Source organism: Actinacidiphila yanglinensis, from assembly GCF_900107965.1.
GTDB lineage: Bacteria > Actinomycetota > Actinomycetes > Streptomycetales > Streptomycetaceae > Actinacidiphila > Actinacidiphila yanglinensis.
Genome location: NZ_FNVU01000014.1, coordinates 55,620 through 71,645 on the forward strand (window position 1 = coordinate 55,620; position 16,026 = coordinate 71,645).

9 protein-coding genes are annotated in these 16,026 nt (G+C 72.9%); 5 read left to right on the forward strand and 4 right to left on the reverse strand.

Translation table 11 applies throughout. The features are described from left to right. The first annotated feature begins 245 nt into the window (after positions 1–245). Both C4U44_RS27525 and C4U44_RS27530 read left to right on the forward strand, forming a co-directional pair. Positions 246–3,092, forward strand: a complete 2,847-nt coding sequence (locus C4U44_RS27525; protein WP_103888746.1) for a helix-turn-helix transcriptional regulator — start codon at positions 246–248, stop codon at positions 3,090–3,092. 187 nt (positions 3,093–3,279) lie between these two features. Next, the gene (locus C4U44_RS27530) at positions 3,280–6,063 is read left to right on the forward strand and encodes a helix-turn-helix transcriptional regulator (RefSeq protein ID WP_103888747.1); all 2,784 of its coding nucleotides are present in this window, start codon (positions 3,280–3,282) and stop codon (positions 6,061–6,063) included. A gap of 111 nt (positions 6,064–6,174) precedes the next feature. On the opposite strand, the gene C4U44_RS27535 is transcribed toward C4U44_RS27530, so the two are convergent. After that, positions 6,175–6,981, reverse strand: a complete 807-nt coding sequence (locus C4U44_RS27535) for an SDR family NAD(P)-dependent oxidoreductase (RefSeq protein WP_103888748.1) — start codon at positions 6,979–6,981, stop codon at positions 6,175–6,177. After that, positions 6,978–7,787: an alpha/beta hydrolase gene (locus C4U44_RS27540; RefSeq protein ID WP_103888749.1), complete on the reverse strand. Its 810-nt coding sequence runs from the start codon at positions 7,785–7,787 to the stop codon at positions 6,978–6,980. The genes C4U44_RS27535 and C4U44_RS27540 overlap by 4 nt, the downstream gene beginning before the upstream one ends. Positions 7,788–8,007: 220 nt before the next feature. On the opposite strand from C4U44_RS27540, the gene C4U44_RS27545 reads away from it, so the two are divergent. Continuing rightward, entirely contained in the window at positions 8,008–10,284 is a 2,277-nt protein-coding gene (locus C4U44_RS27545; protein ID WP_103888750.1) for a LamG domain-containing protein, read from the forward strand. A 61-nt stretch (positions 10,285–10,345) separates the two neighbouring features. Here the strand turns inward: C4U44_RS27545 and C4U44_RS27550 are convergent, their stop codons facing one another. Further along, the gene (locus C4U44_RS27550) at positions 10,346–11,299 is read right to left on the reverse strand and encodes an ADP-ribosylglycohydrolase family protein (protein ID WP_103888751.1); all 954 of its coding nucleotides are present in this window, start codon (positions 11,297–11,299) and stop codon (positions 10,346–10,348) included. Between the two features lie 261 nt (positions 11,300–11,560). Here C4U44_RS27550 and C4U44_RS27555 point away from each other — a divergent pair, with 261 nt between their 5' ends. After that, positions 11,561–13,540 (forward strand): LamG-like jellyroll fold domain-containing protein, encoded by a 1,980-nt coding sequence (locus C4U44_RS27555; RefSeq protein ID WP_103888752.1) that lies wholly within the window; start codon positions 11,561–11,563, stop codon positions 13,538–13,540. Positions 13,541–13,671: 131 nt separating this feature from the next. Here C4U44_RS27555 and C4U44_RS27560 read toward each other — a convergent pair whose 3' ends face one another. Beyond that, positions 13,672–14,319, reverse strand: a complete 648-nt coding sequence (locus C4U44_RS27560) for a TetR/AcrR family transcriptional regulator (protein ID WP_103888753.1) — start codon at positions 14,317–14,319, stop codon at positions 13,672–13,674. Between the two features lie 173 nt (positions 14,320–14,492). Between C4U44_RS27560 and C4U44_RS27565 the strand changes: the two genes are divergently transcribed. Beyond that, complete coding sequence (locus C4U44_RS27565; RefSeq protein ID WP_103888754.1) at positions 14,493–15,974, forward strand: MFS transporter; 1,482 nt, start codon at positions 14,493–14,495, stop codon at positions 15,972–15,974. Positions 15,975–16,026 lie beyond the last annotated feature (52 nt).

A 16,026-nucleotide genomic window follows, 5' to 3' on the forward strand; every position in this document is an offset into this window, starting at 1 on the left:
CGCGCGGGCCACCCGGTACAGGCAGGGGTTGCCCGCGAGCCCCGCCAGCACCTTGTCGAGGTGGATCGGCGAGGGTACGGCCTCAAGTCGGCGCGGGAACGGTGGTGGCGTGGGGGACGGTGGGGCCGTGGGGAGGGTCGAGGCGGGAGGATCGGGGCGGGGGCGCCGGGGGAGCTCGGACGTAGGATGGGCAGGCGTGTTCCCACGTCAGCCCGGCTGCGCCGCCGTTCACGGGAGACTCCGACATGAGTGTGGCCGGCAGTGCGGCAGGGGCGTCCGCGGACGGGCGGGGTGAGGTCTTCGTCGGGCGGCTCGACGAGTCGGGGCGGCTTGCGGCGTGTGTGGAGCAAGTGCGCGGCGGCGAGGCGTGGTTGGCGGTCGTCGAGGGCGAGGCCGGCATCGGCAAGACCGCTCTCGTACGCCGGACCGTGGCCGCGCTGGAGGATTTCACGGTCCTGTGGGCGACCGGGGACCCGTCGGAGACCGACCTTCCCGGGGGTGTGCTCGGCCAGTTGATCCGGCGGGTGGACCCCGAGGTGGCGGCCCGGTTCCCGTTGCTGGCGCAGGAGTCCGTGGTGGGGGCGTCGCCGTACGCCATCGGCGGGCAGATGCTGCTGCTGCTCGGCGCGCTGCAGGAGCCGAGGGGCCCGGTCGCGCTCGTCGTCGACGACGTCCACTGGGCCGATCCGCTGTCCCTGCAGGTGCTGGGGTTCGTCCTGCGGCGGCTCTGGGCGGACCGGGTGCTGACCGTCCTGCTGACCCGTCCGGACGCCGAGCGGGCCGTCGACACCCTTGACCGGCTGGCCCGTTCGCTGGATCGGGCGGTGCGGATCGAGGTCGGCGGGCTCGACGAGGACGACGCGGGGCAGTTGGCCCGGCGGTTGCTCGACGTGCGTCCGGCGCCGAGCCTGGTGCGGCGCCTGCACGGCTACACGAAGGGCCATCCGCTCTACCTGCGCACGGTCCTGGCCGAGGTGCCGGTCGATACGCTGCGGGACGAGGCGGCGGAGCGCTGGCCGGTCCCCCGCACCCTCCGGGTCGGGGTCAGCACCCTGCTGGACCACCTGCCCGCGGACTCCGTGGCGCTGCTGGAGGCGATGGCGGTGCTGGACACCCGCCTTCCGCTCACGATCGTCGGGCAGGTCGCCGGGGTCGACGACCCGGCCCGTGCCCTGCGGCCGGCGCTGACCGCCGGGCTGGCGCAGTGGTGGCCGAGCGAGTCGCAGAGCCCTGTCGCCATGGTGCACGCCCTGCACCGCGACGCCGTCCACGACGGGATGGACCCCGAGCGCCGCCGCACCCTCCATGTCGCCGCCGCGGGCGTGGTCGGTACGGCCGCGGCCTGGGCCCACCGCGTCGCCGCGGCCACCTCCGCCGATCCCGAACTGGCCGCCGAACTGGAGCGGTCGGCGCAGGCGGAGGCCGTGCTGGGCCGCAACTCCCTCGCCGCTACACGCCTGTTGTGGGCCTCCTCGTTGTCCGGCGAACGGGCCGACCGGGAACGGCGGCTGGTGGCGGCCTGCGCCCAGTCGCTGCTCACCCTGCAACCGGTGACGGCCGTGAAACTGCGGGCCCAGGTCGAGGACTGCGCCCCCAGCACCCTGCGCAGTTGCGTCCTCGGCGTCATGGACCTGCTGGACGGCCGGTTCGCGGCCGCCGAGGCCCGGCTCACCGAGGCCTGGCAGGACGCGCTCCCCGATCCGGAGGCGGGCTGGGTCGCGGTCCTGGCCGGGACGTTCCTGGCCGTCCTCATGATCCGGCACTCCCGCGGTGCGGAGGCCGTGCGCATCGCCGGCAGGACCCTGGCGCTCGGCGACCTCGACCCCGCCACGTCCGACCTCACCCGCGCGATGCTCGCGACCGGACGGCTGTGGGACCAGGGGCCGCGCGCGGCACTGCCCGACCTGGCGCACCTTCCCGCCGAGGCCTCCCAGGCGGCCGACCACCAGCTCGCGACACTCGCCACGCGCGGCGTCCTCCACCTGTTCCTGGGCCGACTCCCCGCCGCGCACGCCGACTTGGCGACGGTGGCGCACCGCGACCAGCAGGGCGCCGGGTCGAAACTCAGCCACCAGTCCCTCTCCCTGCTGGCGATCGTGGAGTACCTGTCGGGCGACTGGAACGCCAGCGAGTCCGCGAGCGACCGGGCGCAGGCGATCGCCGCGATCCAGGACCACGTGCTCGGTGACGCGGCCGCCTGGTTCGCGGCCGTGTGCGTGGAGGCAGGCCGCGGGCGGTGGGACGCCGCCCAGCGGCATGTCGACGCCATGCTGCGGATCACCGCAGCACTCGGATCGCCGCCGACCGAGACCGTCTACGCGGCGCTGGGCCAGGCGATGGTGGCGCAGGCCCGCGCCGACCACGTCGCCATGCTGCGCTCGCTGGAGCCGCTGCTCGACCGCGCCGAGGGCAGCGGGGACGGGCGGATCCGCCTGCGGTTCAAGCCCTTCTGGCTGTGGCAGCAGTCGCTGCTGGTCGAAGCGCTCACCGGGACGGGGCAGTTGGCGGCGGCCGCCCTCGCCCTCGACGACTTCCGCGACGGCTACGACGGGACCGGCTACCTGCGGGTCGTCCTGGCCCGGCTGCGCGGCCGACTCGCAGAGGCGCAGGGCCGTCCGCACGACGCGCTGGTGATCTACACGCAGGCGGTGGCCGGTTCGGCGGAGGAGGGCGACGACGACGCGGCTCCGCTGTTCCGCGCGATGCTGGAGCACAGCTACGCCAAGCTCCTCGTCGCGACCAACTCCGCCTCCCGGCGCGAGGCCGCGCGGTGGTTCAAGTCCGCCCACGACCGGTTCGCCGCGCTGCGGGCGGCGCCGTTCCTCGCGCGGTGCGACGCGGACCTGGCCGCGATCGGGCTCACCGCCCCCGTGCAGGCGCCCAGCCGCGTGCTCGCCCTCACCGAGCGGGAGCTCTCGGTGGCGCACCTCATCGCCGGCGGGCGGACCAACCAGGAGGCCGCGGCGGAGCTCTACGTCACCCCGAAGACCGTGGAGTACCACCTGTCGAACATCTACGCCAAGCTGGGCATATCGTCGCGGCGCCGGCTGGCGGAGGCGCTGCGCGCGCAACAGCCCCAGCCGGAGCGGTAGTCGGAGCCTCGGAGCCGGACCCGACACCTCAGGCGGAGTCGAACCCGTAAAAGCGGAGCCGCAGCCGGAGCCGGAACCGTAAGCCGGACTCGTAGCCACAGCCTCGGCTTCCCCCGTGGCCGGAGTGGCCACCGGACTAGGGTCCGCCCCCAGGGTTCCCCAGCCGGACAGGTGTTTCTCTGGGCGGGTGACTGGACTTCCCCCGGCCGGCACCCGTACCCGCCCGGTCCCGCTCACCGGTCGGCACGAGGAACTGCGGCTCCTCGCCGACCTGGTGGAGGGTGTCCGCGACGGCATGAGCGGGGCGCTGCTCCTCGTCGGCGAGGCCGGCATCGGCAAGACCACGCTGCTCGACCACGTGGCGGGGACGTCGACGGACCTGCGCGTCGTCCGCGCCGCCGGGACCGAGTCCGAGGCGCGACTGGGCCACGCGGCCCTGCACCGCCTGCTGCGCCCGTTCCTGCGCCGCCTCGACGTGCTGCCGGCGCCGCAACACGAGGCGCTGGCCTCGGCGTTCGGGATGCTCGCGGCGCCGCCGGCCGACCGGTACCTCGTCGGCATGGCGACCCTGACCCTGCTGGCCGACGCCACCGCGGAGCAGCCGCTGCTGTGCCTGGTCGACGACGTGCAGTGGCTCGACCGCGAGTCGCGCGACGCGCTGGCGTTCGTCGGCCGCCGGCTCGGCGCCGAAGCCGTCGGTCTCGTCCTCGCCGGCCGCCGGCAACTCCCGGGCCCCGGTGCGTTCGAAGGCTTCAACACGCTCACGATGGGCGGCCTGGCCGACACCGACGCGCACGCGCTGCTCGGGCGGAACGTCGCCGGGCGGCTGGACGCGGCAGTGGCCGCGCGCATCGTCGCCGACACCGGCGGGAATCCGCTGGCGCTGATCGAGAGCGTCGACACGCTCAGCCCGGCCCATCTGGCGGGGACGGCTCCGCTGTTCGAGCCGCTCCCCGTCGGGGCCCGGCTGGAACACCACTTCGGGCAACTGGTGCGCGGCCTTCCCGCCGAGACCCGGACCCTGCTGGTGCTGCTGTCGGCCGCGCCGCCGGAGGACCCGCCACTGCTGTGGCGCGCGGCCGCCGAACTCGGCGTGCCCGCCAATGCCGTGGACGCGGCGATCTCCGCGGGCGTGCTCACCCGGGGCCGCATCGTGGAGTTCCGGCACCCGCTCATCCGGTCGGCCGTGTACACCGCCGCCGACCCCGCCGAGCGCCGCCGGGTCCACGCGGCGCTGGCCGCGGTCAGCGACCCGGTCCAGCACCCCGAACGCCGGGCCTGGCACCGCGCCGAGGCGACGGTCGGGCTCGACGACGAGGTGGCCGGCGAGCTCGTCGAGGCGTCGGAACGGGCCGGGGCCCGGGGCGGATACGCCGCGCGGGCGGCGTTCCTGGCGCGGGCGGCGGAACTGTCGGAGGCGGACCGCTCGGTCCGCGCGGTCCGGCTCGTCGAAGCCGCCCGGGCCCACCTCGTCCTGGGCGACCCGGTCGCGGCGCAGGCCATGATCGAGCAGGCCGAACCGCTCCTGGCAACCGGCGACCCGGTGCTGCGCGCCCGCGCACTGCACGCCAGGGCGACGACCGACCTCTACTTCGAACGTATCGACGGCGTGGTACCGCAGTTGCTGGCCGCGGCGGACACGGTCGCCGGCACCGACCCCGTCCTCGCCCGTTCGATGCTGCTGGAAGGACTCCTGGCGGCCTTGTGCAGCGCGCACGAGACGCTGTCCGCCCGGGAGTTCGGTACGGCGGTTCTCACCTCACCGGCCATGAGGTCGGCCCCGCCGGCCGGCACCGACCTCCTCCTCCGGGGCTTCGCCCTGCGGATGGACAGCGGCTACGCACCCTCCGTGCCCGTCCTGCGGGCGGCCCTCGCCGCCATGGGCCGGGACGGCCACGTGATCGAAGGGGGCGCGCGGCAGTCGACGCTCGCGCTCTACGCCGCCGAGGAGATCTGGGACGACGCCGGGGGCGAGGAGGCCGCCCGGCTCGTCGAGGCGCACGAGCGCCGCATCGGTGCGCTGGGGGCGCTCCGGTCCACGCTGGTGGTCCGCTCCACGTGGGAGCTGCGGGCCGGCCGCTTCGCCGCGGCCACCGCCTGCCTGGACGAGGCCGAGGAGCTCGCGGCGGTCATCGGGCAGCCGTCGGGCCTGGCCTTCCGGGTCGAGTTGCTGGCATGGAGCGGCCAGGAGGCGCGTGCCCGGGCCGCCGCGGACGCGCTGGTCCAGGACCTGGTGACGCGGCACGCGCACGGCGGCCTGGGCGACTGGGCCCGGAACTGCCTGGCCGTGCTGGAACTCGGTCTCGGACGCTACGCCGAGGCCGCGGCCTGCGCGCGGGTGGCCTTCGACCACGACAACGCCGGTGCCGTGCCCCGCGCGCTGCCCGACCTCGTGGAGGCGTCGGTGCGCTGCGGGGACCACCGCACCGCGAAGGAGGCGCTCAGACGGCTGGAGGAGCGCGCGCCGCTGGCCGGCACGCCGTGGGCGCTGGGGCTGCTGGCCCGCTGCCGGGCCCTGATGGCCGACGACGACCAGGCGGGGGCCTTCTTCGCGGAGTCCGCGGCCCTGCTCGGCCGTACCGGGGTGCGGACGGACCTGGCGCGGACGCACCTGCTGCACGGCGAGTGGCTGCGGCGGCGCGGGCGCCGCGCCGACGCCCGGGCCGAACTGCGCACCGCACACGAGATGTTCGCGGGCATGGGCGCGGCCGCCTTCGCCGAACGCGCCCGGCTCGAACTGCTGGCCACCGGCGAGCGCGCCCGGAAGCGGACCGTGCAGACCGAGCACGACCTGACGCCGCAGGAGCGGCGGATCGCCGGGCTGGCCGCCGACGGGTCGACGAACGCGGAGATCGCGGCGAGGTTGTTCATCACCACGTCGACCGTCGAGTACCACCTCAACAAGGTGTTCAGGAAACTGGACATCACCTCCCGGCGGCAGTTGCGCTCCGTGCTCGGCGCGGCCACCTGATGGTCGATCAGGTAGCCGCGCCGGCGCTGCTTCTCGCGGCGTACGGGAGGGCCGGGCGCGGCCGGGGAGGTCGAGCAGCATCGCCCGAACCGCCCGGGCGCCGCCCCGGGTTCAGAGGGTGTCGGTCATCCCGCCGTCGATGAGGAAGTCCGCGCCGGTGACGTTGCCCGAACGCCGGCCCGCCAGGAACACGACCAGGTCGGCCACTTCGGAGGGCAACGTGAAACGGCCGGTGACCGCCTCGGCCGCGGCGTTCTCGGCGACCGTGCCCGGATCGAGGCCGAGGCTGCTGCCGACGGTCGCGGCCACCCCGTCCGCGCCCTGCCACAGCTGGGTCTCGACGGGGCCCGGGCTCACCGAGTTGACGCGTACGCCCTGCCGACCCACCTGCTTGGACAGCGACTTGGAGAAGCTGGACAGCGCCGCCTTGGCCGCGCTGTAGTCGATGACCAGCGGGTCGGGGAGCCGGGCGTTGACCGAGGAGACGGTGACGATCCGGCCGTCGCCGGTGGCGATCAGGTGCGGCAGCGCGCTGCGGGTGGCCCGGACCGCGGCCATGACGTTGATCGTGAACGTCCATTCCCAGTCCGCGTCGGTGGTGGCCAGGAAGCCGTCGACCCGGGGCCGTACCGCTCCGACGTTGTTCACCAGGACGTCGAGCCCGCCGTGCAGTTCGGCCGCGGCGGCGACGAGCGCGGCCGGACCCTCGCCGGTGGCCAGATCGACCTCCACGACGGTCAACTCGGCGCCCTGCTTGACCAGTTCGTCAAGGGCGTCGGTACGGTTCCGGGTCCCGGCGACCACGCGGGCGCCTGCCGCGAGGAGGCCCTCGGTGACCGCCAAGCCGATGCCCCGGCCGGCGCCGGTGACCACGGCGCGCTGACCGGCGAGGCCGTGGTCGAAGGCGGGGGCGGTCATCGCGCGGCCTCCGGGTTCTGCCGACGCAGCCAGGACAGCGCCTCGTCCGCGACCTCGCGCCAGCCGGCGTCGATCGTGAGCGAGTGCCCGCGGTCGGGGAAGGTCACGAAGTCGGTGACGGCCTCGGAATGCCGGTACTGCTTGAGCGTGGCGCGGGTGACCGCCTCCGGGACGGTGTGGTCCTTGCCGCCGGACATCAACAGCAGCGGGCCGCGGCCCGAGTTGGCGGTGTCGACCTTCGCCGGCGAGTGCGGGTTGAAGTTCGCGGCGGCGGCCTCGAAGAGCGGCTTGCCCGGCGCGGGGATGGTCCACTGCGCGTAGAGCGCGTCGGACTCCTCCCCGGTCAGGGCGTTGCCGAACGCGAAGCGGAACTGCTCGGCGGTCAGGGACACCGCGCGGTGCTTGTTCGCGGGGTTCTTGAACACCGGCAGCGTCGAGCGCAGTGCGGACAGCGGCAGCGGCAACACCCCCTTGATCTGGGCCGCGTCGATCGCGACGGCGGCCGCCGCAAGGTCTCGGCCGAGCAGCTTCTGGGCGATCATGCCGCCGAAGGAGTGGCCGACGAGGATCGGCAGCGTCTCCATGCCGCGGATGATCCCCGCGTAGTGCTCGACGACGTCGTCGATGCCGTGGTCGGCGATGCTCTCCGGGTTCTCCCGCGCCTCGGCCACGGTGTCGGGGTCACCGGGCCAGCCCGGCGCGGACGGGGCGTAACCCTCCTTGCGGAACAGGTCGATCCAGGGCTGCCAGGAGGTGCTGTGCAGCCACAGGCCGTGGAGGAAGAGCACCGGGGTCGGGCTGGTCATGGGTGTGGGGCCTTTCTCTGGAGCCTCGGCGACGCCGCGGCGGTACTGCCCCGCAGCACACCACCGCCACCCGCCGCCTCGCACCGGGGAAACACCCCAGTCCCGGGCCGAGCCCCGCCCACCGCGGCGCTCGGGGGGCTGTGGAAAACCTCGTCCGACCAGCGGGAAGCGCTGCTAATTTTGATTCGCACGGGTGTTCACATGTCAGGGGTGGGAATTCATGAAACGCAAACGGATGTGGCTGTTCAGCATGCCCAGGGGGCGGTTCCGAACGTGGCCGGTCGCGCTGGCAGCGGGCGCGCTGCTGGCCGTGCTGCCGATGACGGCGAGCGCGCAGGCGGCCGCGAAGCCCGACGTGCCCGAACCCGCGGTGCCCACGGCACAGGGCTTCTGGTCGACGACCACGCCCACCTGCTCGACGGACAGGTCCGCGCCGACTCCTCTTGGGGACCCCACTCCGCAACTGACCGCGGTGGTGCACCTCGCCGCCGCGAGCACCCAACCGGAACACTTGCGGGCGCACTTCGAGGTCCAGGCGCAGCAGTCGTCGCACACGTGGACCGAGGCGACGACCGAATTGGCCCCGGAGCCCGACGGGCTGGTGACGGACGGCCAGGTCGTGACGACCTCGGTCACGGACCCGCTGTCCGCGGACACGCTGTACCGGATGGCGGCCTCCACCTGGTCGTACACCAGCAACGGCAGCCAGTACGTCGCCTCACGCAGCACCGCTTCCACCACCGGCTGGTGCTACTTCACGGTGGACCCGACCGCGCCGCTGGCGCCGACGGTGACTTTCGGCAGCCCGTACACCGTCTGCGGCGGGGACGAATGCGCGGCCCACGGCGGCGCTGGCGTCCCCGGCAGCTTCACCTTCGCGCCAGGTGACGGCGACACCGGCGTGGTGGGGTACGACTACCAGCTCAGCGAAGCGGCCCCGGTTCAGGTTCCAGGGTCCCCTGTGACCGTGAACATCACGCCGAAGGTCATAGGTGTGGCGATGCTCGAAGTGTGGGCCGAGGACGCGACCGGACGGTGGGGACCCCCGACCCAGTTGGACTTCAGGGTTGCGCCGCCCGCCGCCTCGGTCGGGCTCTGGCACTTCGACGAAGGAAAGCCGGGAGACACCTCGACGGCCGCGGCCGACACCGCCACCGGCGCGGGCGACCGCCACGCGGCGACACTCTCCGGCACCGGCGCGGACAGGACAGCGCTGGGCAGGCGTGGTGACGGTGACGAAGCCCTCGTGCTGGACGGCGACTCCGGCTACGCCGCCACGGACGGCCAAGTCGTCGACCCCGCCTCGTCCTTCGCGGTGTCCACATGGGTCTACCCGACCGACCTGAGCCAGGACGGCACCATCCTCTCCCAGACCGGCGACGACGGCTCGGGCTTCTCCCTCGGCTACGCCGCGACGGCCCATGAGTGGCAGTTCTCCTACGTCTGGAACGACGCCGACGGCACGCGCCACGTCGCGCGCGCCGAGGCTCCAGGGGGCACGGAGCGCGTATGGACGCTGCTCGCCGGTTCGTACGACTCAGCGGCGCACACCCTCACGCTCTACGTCAACGGGCTGCCGCAGGGCTCACCCACCACTCTCCCGGCGTCGGCGGCGGCACAAAGTGCCTCGGGCGCCCTGGAGTTCGGACGCGCACCGGCCGACGGAACCACCGGGTCCTACGGCGCCTACTGGCACGGCTTCCTCGACGAGGCACAGGTCTGGCAGCGGACGCTGTCCGACGACGACGCCCTTCAGGACGCGTGGGTGGAGGACCCCGTCACAGGATCGACCGGCGTCGCGAACGTCGCTTCCTGGAACGCCGCGGGCGCGAGCGGCACCACGCTGACCGACTCCACGACCGGCTACGGCCGGGTCCTGACCACCGAGGGCGGCGCCCACCTCGACGGTGACGCGCTCGTACTGGACGGGGTGGACGGCGCGGCCGGCACGCCCGGCCCGGTGGTCGACACAAGCGGCTCCTTCACAGTCAGTGCCCTCGTGCAGCCGGACATGTCGGTGATCGCCGGCAAGCCCGACGGGTGGACCGGCCAGGTCGTCGGTGAGCGCGCGGCGGACGGCTCCGACTGGGGTGTCTGGTATCGGGTCGTCGCCCACACCGACGCGTACGACCCCGGTACCGGCGAATCCGTTTCCGTGCCCGTCACCGAGTGGCTGGTCGGACGTATGGGAGACGACGGCACCTTCAGCGGCGTGACGTCGGTGGACATCACCATCTGGAGCCCCGGCACCGCGAACGACCCGGTCCAGGTGACCGGGGTCTTCGACGCCCAGGCGGGCACCGCCTCCCTCTACACGGGCTTCGCCAACGAGGGCACCGCTTCCTTCACCCCGGTGTCCGGGGCGGGAGACCTCACCGTCGGCAAGGCCTACGTCAACGGCGCCTGGGGCTCCTACTTCCCGGGGCGGATCACCTCACTCGGAGTGTGGGCAGGCGCCATGGACGCGAGTCAGGTCTTCCTCCTGGGCATCGGCTGATCCTCGCGCTCCGGCGCCCGGATCCCGGCGGCCCGGTGGACTGTCCACCGGGCCGTCGGCCTCATGGCCGGCTCCGCGACGCGGTCAGGAGGGCACCTGCCAGAGCTTCCAGATCCCGCAGGTGCAGGACGCGTTGCGGGTCGGTGGAGCCCGGAAGAGGGACGTGCAGCCGCTCCGTCCAGCGGACCGGGATGGCCGCGATCCCGTGAACCGCCCCGGCCAGCGCGCCGGTGACGGCCCCGACGGTGTCCGTGTCGCCGCCCAGGTCGACGGCGGCGCGCACCGCCCTTTCGTAGGAGGTGGTGGTCCGAACCGCCCAGACCGCGGAGCCGAGGCAGGGCCACACGGCGCCGTTGAACTCCGTGGCCTGGTCGGGCTCCCACTGCGGGGCCAGTACGGTCGCGTACCGTCCCCGATGCTCGGCGCGCACCGCGGCCAGCGCGTCGGGAACGGCCCGGACCGGATCGCCGCCCGCAAGCGCCACACGCAGCAACTCGTGGAAGATCGCCGTGCCCTCCCACGCGGCCGGATCACCGTGGGTGAGTGCGGAGAGCCGGCGTCCCGCATCCATGGTGACGGCCCTGCCACGTCCACCGAAGAACACGCCCGAAGTCGCCGCGCGCATCAACGCGCCGTTGCCCGCAGCCCGTTGGTTCGTGCGGAAATGGGCGTCGGCGGCCTGATCCCACGGCAGACCGTTGGTCAGGACATCCTCGGTCTGCAACCCGATGTCCTTCGGCTCGGCCGCTGCCCAGCGCTGGAAACGCGCGAAGACGTCCGGCAGGTCCAACCCGCCGCGCTCCAGCAGGGACTCACCGACGTGGACGGCCATCTGCGTGTCGTCCGTGGCCTCCCCGGCCTCCCAGCCGCCGCCTCCGCACATCTCACCGCCCGTACCCGGCTGCGGGAAGCGACCCGAGAACGCCCCCGCCAACCCGAACTCGAACGGCGCTCCCAACGCATCTCCCACGGCCGACCCGACGACGGCTCCGACCGCGCGCTCCACACCATCCATGCCCGCAGCCTAGAAGTCCGGACGACCGCGGTGCGCGGGCGCCCGGTGCCCCCCGGGCGCCCATCGCCGTTGCGTCGCGGCGCCCCTCCGCCTCCGCCCGTCACCTGAGCCCCGGGCGCCCCGGTCCGGCCCGTACGCCCACCCGCGGCCGACAGTTGGACAACTACTCGAAGGACCCCCGTCATCTCGCGTCTGCCCAGCTCAGGCCGCATCTGAGTAGCGTCGTCTGCGTTTGAAACCATCGAACGCGAAAGGCACCCTATGTGCACCCATCACGATGCCGCGTCCCAAGGGCCCGCCGGGCACAACCGGCGGGGCTTCCTGCGCAACGCCGCGCTCGCCGGTGCCGGAGCGGCCACCGTGGGAATCGGCGCGGCCTCGCTCGCCGCGACGCCCGCGGCCGCCGCTGACGCCTCGGATGCCACGGCCACCACAGCCGCCACCAGGTCCGACAAGGTCGGCACGTGGAGCCCCGACTCGGAAGCCCTCCAGTTCACCCTCGCGGTCATGCCGGACACGCAGTTCCTGTACTGGGGAAGCCAGGACAGCGTCAACCGGGAGCCGCAGGAGGAGTCGTTCCGCTACATCATCGAGAACAGCGGGACCCCCGACAACAACATCGTGTTCATGGCGCACCTCGGTGACCTGACGGAGGACGCGGACCCGCTGTCCTTCGGCGAGGTCGACAAGGCGTTCGCGCTGCTGGACTCGCACGGCGCCGCGTACAGCGTGCTGGCCGGCAACCACGACGTGACCGGCGACGACAGCCGCGGTGACACACCGTACCTGCAGACCATGGGCCCGCAGCGCTTCAAGCGCGCGAAGTCGTTCCTCGCGGCGGACCCGTCCGGCTACAACACCGCACACGTCTTCGAGGCCGCAGGCCGCTCGTGGCTGGTGCTGGCCCTGGACTGGCGGACCACCGACCAGGGCTACGCGTGGGCCGACGACGTCATCAAGGCCCACCCGAAGATGCCGGTGATCCTCACCTCGCACGACATCGTGGCCTCGCCGTACGATGACAACGTTTTCCCGTACCAGTCCGGCGACCCCGAGAACAACGCGGTGATGGCCGGCAACGGGCAGACCATGTGGGACAAGCTGATCAACGAGAACGACCAGGTCTTCCTGACCCTCAACGGCCACTACTGGCCGCCCGGGCGGATGACGCAGAAGAACGCCGCGGGCAACGACGTTCACATGCACATCACGAACTACCAGAACCGCTACTTCGGCGGCGGCGCCATGATCCGCCTCTACCACTTCGACCTGGTCCGCAACACGATCGACGTCGAGACGATCAACCCGTGGATCCTGGCCCAGGACCCGGAGTCCCGGAGCGAGCTGGCGGCCGAGCACGCCCGCATCACCGGCCCGGTCGACAACTTCTCGATGGACATCGACTTCGACGACCGGTTCAGCAGCTTCATCCCGGTGCCGGTCCGCCCCGCCCGCCCGGCATCGAAGGAACTGGTCAAGGGCACGCTGGCCTACTGGCGGTTCGACGGCCAGGGCGCGGCCGGCACCTCGCTCACCGCGGGCCAGACGGTCCGCGACCTGTCCGGCAAGGGCAACGACCTGACCGTCGTCACCGTGCCGGGCAGCGCAGCCGACGCGCTGACGTGGTCCGCCGACCACCACCCCGACCAGCCCGGTCACGCCAGCCTGAAGTTCGTCGGCGGCCGGAACCCGGTGCACGGGTCGTACCTGACCACCGGGGCGAAGGCGCCGCTGAACACCGAGACGTTCAGGAGCGGCTACACCTTCGAGACGTTCGTGATGATGCCGCTGGACTGGGACGCCGGGAACAACGGCTGGGCGGCGATCCTCAGCCGCCGCGGTTCGGCCGGGTCCGCGGGCAAGCACGGCAAGAACACCGACGTGAACGAGCCGGTGGTCCAGCTCTCCATCTCGAACAACGGCCGCGAGCCGCAGTTCAACCACTACCCGCTGAACACCACGTACCCGACGACCAACTGGGGTCACGGCCTGGTGGAGCTCCGGTGGTGGCACCTCGCGGTGGTCAACGACGGCCGCCTCACGAAGCTGTACGTCGACGGCGCTCCCGTGGTCGACAACCCGAGCCGGGTGTCGCAGGGCCTCACCTCGCTCGGGCTGCCGTGGCTGCTGGGCGGCCACGAGTACGCGGGCGCCATCGACATCGTCTTCCACGGCAACGTCGGCGACACCCGCATCGTGAACCGCCCGCTGCCGGCGAAGGAGTTCCTGACCGCCAAGTGACACGGCTGCCCCCTCGCACGGGAATCACGTAGGCAGTCCCGCGTCACCCGGCTCCCGTCTCCGGCCCGACCCGCCGGAGACGGGAGCCGGGAGGAACACGACCGGGAAGAACCCGGCCGGGAGGAACCCGCTCAGGCCCCGGCCTGCAGCCGCAGCCCCGCCAGGGTCAGCTCCAGCGCGGAGCGGAACTGGTCGACGTCGTCGTGGCCGTCGAACTCCTCGACGATCTCGTGGACGAACGGGAACTCCGCGGGGTCGAGCTCCCGCCACGCCTGGGCGTAGCGGCCGAGGAACTCCTCGCGGTCCACCGCGCCGTCGAGGACCTCCTTGGGCGGCTCCTGCCCCATGTCGACGGCGGAGCCGACCACGACACCCACGACCGCCGACACGGCGTGGAACCGCTGGCGCGCATCGAGGTCGAGCCGCAGGGTCTCGCGCCCGAGCCGCTCGTACATGCGCAGCGAGTTGCCCTGGATGTTGGTGTTCCGCATGAAGTAGGGCCCCAGCCAGGGCCGGTCCACGATCGCGTCGAACAGCGTCATGGCCATCGCGCGGAGGTCGTCGATCGGGTCGCCGGTGGCCGGCAGCTTCTCGACGTCGGCCAGCACCGCGCCGATCACGTGGTCGGTGGCGCGGTCGAGCAGCTCCTCCTTGTTCGCGACGTACCAGTAGATGCTGGCGACGCCGCCGCCGAGGCGCTCCGCGAGCGCCCGGAAGGTCAGCGCCGGCACCCCGGCCTCGTCGAGCAGGGCCACCGCCTCGGTCAGCACGGAGTCCATCGAGTGGGAAACCCGTCGGCGTCCTGCGCCCGGACGGTTCTGCAGGCGTGCCATGGCTCACATCCCCACGCGTCTTGCACAGCATCGAACGTTGTTCTATCGTAGCGCATCGTACGTTGTTCGATAGCCGTACGCCGTTCGATGAACGAACCCCGTTCGATGGGAGGACCGCCATGACCACCGCCACGCTTCAAGCCCCGTCACCGAGCAGCACCTACGCGTCGCTGCGGGCGGCCTGGATTCCCCTGGCCGCCCTCTGCCTGGCGTTTTTCGTCGAGATGGTCGACAACACGCTGCTGTCGATCGCGCTGCCCACCATCGGCCGCGACCTCGGCAGCGGCACCACCGCACTGCAGTGGGTCACCGGTGCGTACTCGCTGACCTTCGGCGGCCTGCTGCTCACCAGCGGCTCGATGGCCGACCGGCTCGGCCGCCGCCGGGTGCTGCTGACCGGACTCGCCGTGTTCGGCCTGCTCAGCCTGTGCGTCGTCCTCGTCACCACCACGGGCGAGCTGATCGCCCTGCGGGCCGCGCTGGGCGTCGCCGCCGCGGCGATGGCCCCGATCACGAACTCGCTGGTCTTCCGCCTGTTCGACGACAAGGCCCTGCGGATGCGCGCCATGACGGTGATGATCATCGTCGGCATGTCCGGCTTCGTCCTCGGGCCGCTGCTCGGCGGCACCGCGCTGGCCCACGTGCGCTGGGAGTGGCTGCTGGTCGTCAACGCCCCGATCGCGGTGCTCGCCTGCATCGGGGTCCGCCTCGGTGTCCCGGCCGACCGGCCGGAGGGCCTGACCAAGGACCGGCTCGACCTGCCGGGCGCGGTCCTGAGCGTCGCCGCCATCGGGCTGGCCTGCTACTCGCTGACCAGCGGCGTCGACCAGGGCTGGCTCTCCGCGACCACGCTCGGGTCGATCGTGGGCGCCGTCGCGGCCGCGATCGGGTTTCTCCGGCACGAGCGGCGCAGCGCGGCGCCCATGCTGGATCTGCGGCTCTTCTCCAACGGCACGGTCCGCGGCGCCGCCCTCGCCCAGATCGGCACGTCCATCGCGATGGCCAGCGTGATGTTCGGGCTGATCCTGCACTTCCAGTACGCCTACGGATGGAGTCCGGTGCGGGCCGGCCTGGCCAACCTGCCGATCATCGTGACGATGCTCGCCGCGACCCCGCTGTCCGAGTGGCTCGCGCGCCGGTTCGGCCACCGCATCGCCTGCCTGGTCGGCGCCGCCTGCATGGCCGGCGCGCTGGCCGGCCTGTCCTGGGGCGTCGAGCACGGGTACGCCGCGATCGCCGTCTGCATGGTGCTCATGACCGTGGGGCTGCGGACCGTGATGACGATCTGCGCGGTCGCGCTCGTCGACGCGATGCCGAGCAACCGCACCTCCATCGGCGCGGCCCTCAACGACACCGCCCAGGAGGTCGGTTCCAGCATCGGCACCTCGGTCGTCGGCACCCTGATCGCCGCGCTGGTCACCACCCAGCTCCCCGCCGGGACCTGGAGCAGCGGCCTCGTCGCGTCGTTCTTCCACGGCGAGCGGATCACCTACGGCCTGATCGCTGTCGTCGTCGGGCTGATCGCCGCGGGCGGCGCGCTGAGCCTCACCGACTCGCACAGCGTCGAGGAGCACCCCGAGGAGGAACCCGAACCCGCCTGATGGCGGAAGGAGGCCGAACGGGCCGCCACGGCCGGGGACACCGGCGTGGCGG